This is a genomic window from Mesorhizobium sp. P5_C1 (assembly GCF_054049815.1).
In genome coordinates, this window is the sequence record NZ_JBFULQ010000630.1 from 1 (window position 1) to 2,880 (window position 2,880).

General features: G+C 61.0%; 3 protein-coding genes. 1 reads left to right on the forward strand and 2 read right to left on the reverse strand.

Features of this window, described 5'->3' with window-relative positions:
• Positions 1-1,713: tetratricopeptide repeat protein (locus ACXJ7R_RS29080; protein ID WP_457154844.1), on the forward strand; the 1,713-nt coding region annotated here is incomplete at its 5' end.
• 42 nt (positions 1,714-1,755) lie between these two features.
• Here the strand turns inward: ACXJ7R_RS29080 and ACXJ7R_RS29085 are convergent.
• Both ACXJ7R_RS29085 and ACXJ7R_RS29090 read right to left on the reverse strand, forming a co-directional pair.
• A complete protein-coding gene (locus ACXJ7R_RS29085; protein ID WP_457154845.1) occupies positions 1,756-2,268 on the reverse strand; it encodes a YHS domain-containing (seleno)protein in 513 nt (170 codons plus the stop codon).
• Between the two features lie 28 nt (positions 2,269-2,296).
• Positions 2,297-2,880: ankyrin repeat domain-containing protein (locus tag ACXJ7R_RS29090; protein WP_457154846.1), on the reverse strand; the 584-nt coding region annotated here is incomplete at its 5' end.

Consider the following 2,880-nt stretch of genomic DNA (forward strand, 5'->3'; position numbering starts at 1 on the left):
GTCCGTGCGTATCGCGTGCTGCTGGAACAGACCGGAGGAACCAGGAAGTCGCGCTCTCGGCGATGGCTTGTGAGTATCGCCGCTGCGGCGCTCTTTCTGGCGCTGATGGCTGGCATGTTTTTTTGGCCGCAGGCGGTTGCCCTCCTGTCTGACCACGGTTCCAACCTGACCGGTTCGGTGGCGGGCAAGCCTTCCATTGCCGTGTTGCCGTTTACCGATCTCGGCGAGAAGGCGGGCCAGGACTATTTTGCTGAGGGGCTCGCAGACGATCTCATCACCGACCTCTCGAAGATTTCGGGGCTGCTCGTCATCGCCCGCAACTCCTCGTTCTCGTTCAAGGATCAATCCCTCGATCTCGACAAGATCGCGGAGCAGTTGAACGTCCGTTACGTGGTAGAGGGGAGCGTCCGCCGGGAGGGAGATTCGGTCCGCATCAATGTCCAGCTCATCGACGCCAAAACAGGAAGTAACATTTGGGCCGAGCGCTACGACCGGGACTATTCCAAGTTATTTGCCCTTCAGGACGAAGTGATCGAGCGAATCGTTGAGGCGCTTTCGGTACGTTTGACAGCAGGCGAAAAAACTCAAATCGCCCGCCTCCCGACCCAAAATCTGGAAGCATACGATTTCTATATCCGAGCCGAGCAGAAAGTGTATGCAATCGACTACAAATCTCTCGGGGAGGCTCTCTCCCTCTATCAAAACGCAATCAAGCTCGATCCTACGTTTGCAGATGCTTACTCGGGCTATGCCCGCGCCACGGTGGACGTGCTCGGCTTCGACTACCAGGTGCTCATGCTCAGCGCCGTCGCTCGCCAGCGCTCCTACGAAGCGGCAGGGCGGGCGCTGGAGCTCAATCCGCTGTCCTCGCGCGCCTATGCTGTGCTCGGCATTCTACAGATGCTGGATAGCGAATGGGACCAGGCGATCGCGTCGGTCCAAAAAGCCGTCGCGCTGGACCCGAACGGCGCGGAGGCGGAGCTCAATCAGGCGATCGTGCTGACCTACGCAGGACAGAACCTGGAGGCGCTGGCAGCGATGGAACGCGTGTTGCGGCTCGATCCCAAGCCGCGCGCCCAGGTCTTCGACTATTACGGCTTCGTGCTCTACATGAACCATCAGTACGAGAAGGCCTTGCAGGCGCTGAGCGAGGTCCAGCCGGAAGAGCGCACCGACCTTGGTCTCGAAACGCTGGCCATGGCAAATGCGCGGCTTGGCCGCATGGCCGAGGCGCACGATGCGGCCGCAGCAATCCTGAAAAAGATGCCCGAACAGAACCTCGCTGGTTATCGTGTCGTTTACGCCCACCATCGGCGGCAAGTGGACCTCGATCACCGGCTGGGCGCCCTTCGCGCCGCGGGGATTCCCGAGCGGAGCTTCGATTTTCGCGGGCGGGAAGAGGACCGCCTGGGCGCCGCCGCGATCCGAGCCCTAACGGGCGATCGGACATGGGTAGGACATCAACACAATGGCGCAGCGTTCGTCATGGAGCTGAGTGCAAATGGGGATGTCGCACTGAGCTCGCAAAGCAGCATCATCACCGGCACGTCCAGCGTGGACGGCGACCTCTTCTGCACGCAATCCACCGCGACCTTGCTCGGCCGCAAGTTCTGCGCCCCGGTCTATCGCAATCCACAAGGACGCGGCGATACCCAGGACGAGTACGCTTGGCCGGACTCCGTCACAGTCTGGTATTTCTCAGTGTCTCCGTGACGGACGCCATTCTACTTGCGGGCTCACGACATCGCGCCGGAGCTAGTTGGCGGCCGCTCTAGCCTCGAATTCCTTCGCCTCCACTGCGGGCCATTCGGCTTCCGCTTTCGCAATGACAGGCGCCGGGTTGGCATCGAAGTCTTCCTCCAGGCCCCCCTTTCCGGAGAACAGGAAGAGCTTGCCATCGACGATGCGGAAGGCTTCCGGGTCAAGGTTCGCAGATGCCTCCTTCGCTGACATTCCCCCTGTGCAGAAGCCGCCGAACTGGGGGGCGTAGCGCACCGGCTCGGAAATGAAGGCATCGCGGTGTTGGACGCTGGCGAAATACCACGTCGCCCCGAGCCACTTCTTCGAGATCTTCGGCGAACCCATGGTCGCACGACCGTCGGTGAAATACGCCACCGGATCGTAGCCCTGTATGGCGGCGTTGCCGAAATATCCGGTGTTCACCCCGTCGCCCGCGAAGGATGCCCCAACGCCGAAGAGCAAGAGGGACGCGGTGGCTACTCCCGTGCAAAGCAAACCGTCAAACGTTCTGGAACAGTTATCTGTCATGTTTCTCCTCCAGTAACCTTTCTCGATGTCAGTTGCCGAGGGCGATGCACACCTTGTACGACGACCCCATCGTTTCCTTGGGTTGGCATTTTGCGCCGTGCTTCTTGAGCAAAGCCATCACGTCGGTGCTCTGATAGAATGTCGCGCGGCTGAGAGGCGTGTACCCGTATTCCTGGATTGCCTCGACCTGTGCGCCGCGCGAGATCAACAGCTCCGCGATGGCCGATTGGTTCTCTTCTGCTGCCACATGTAGCGGCGTGATCTTGTGCGTGCTCAACGCGTCGACCTCGGCCCCGTGCTCGAGCAGCAATTTTGCAATGTCCAAGCTTCCTGAGTAGGCTGCCGCATGAAGCGCGGTGAAGCCGCGATCGTTACGGGCTTCGATGTCGGCCTTAGCCCCGATCAACGCAACCGCGACCTCGGTCTTGCCGGCAAGCGCCGCATCGATCAGCGGGGTCTCGCGACTCTCGTTGCGATCATTCACATCGACGCCTTGTGCCAGGAGCGCGGCGACCTTGCCAGCATCGCCCTCCCGCGCAGCGTCGTTGAGCGGCCCGGCCTTCACCGGACCGACGGCAAACCAAGAAATGAAAGCAACGACCAGAGCCCGAC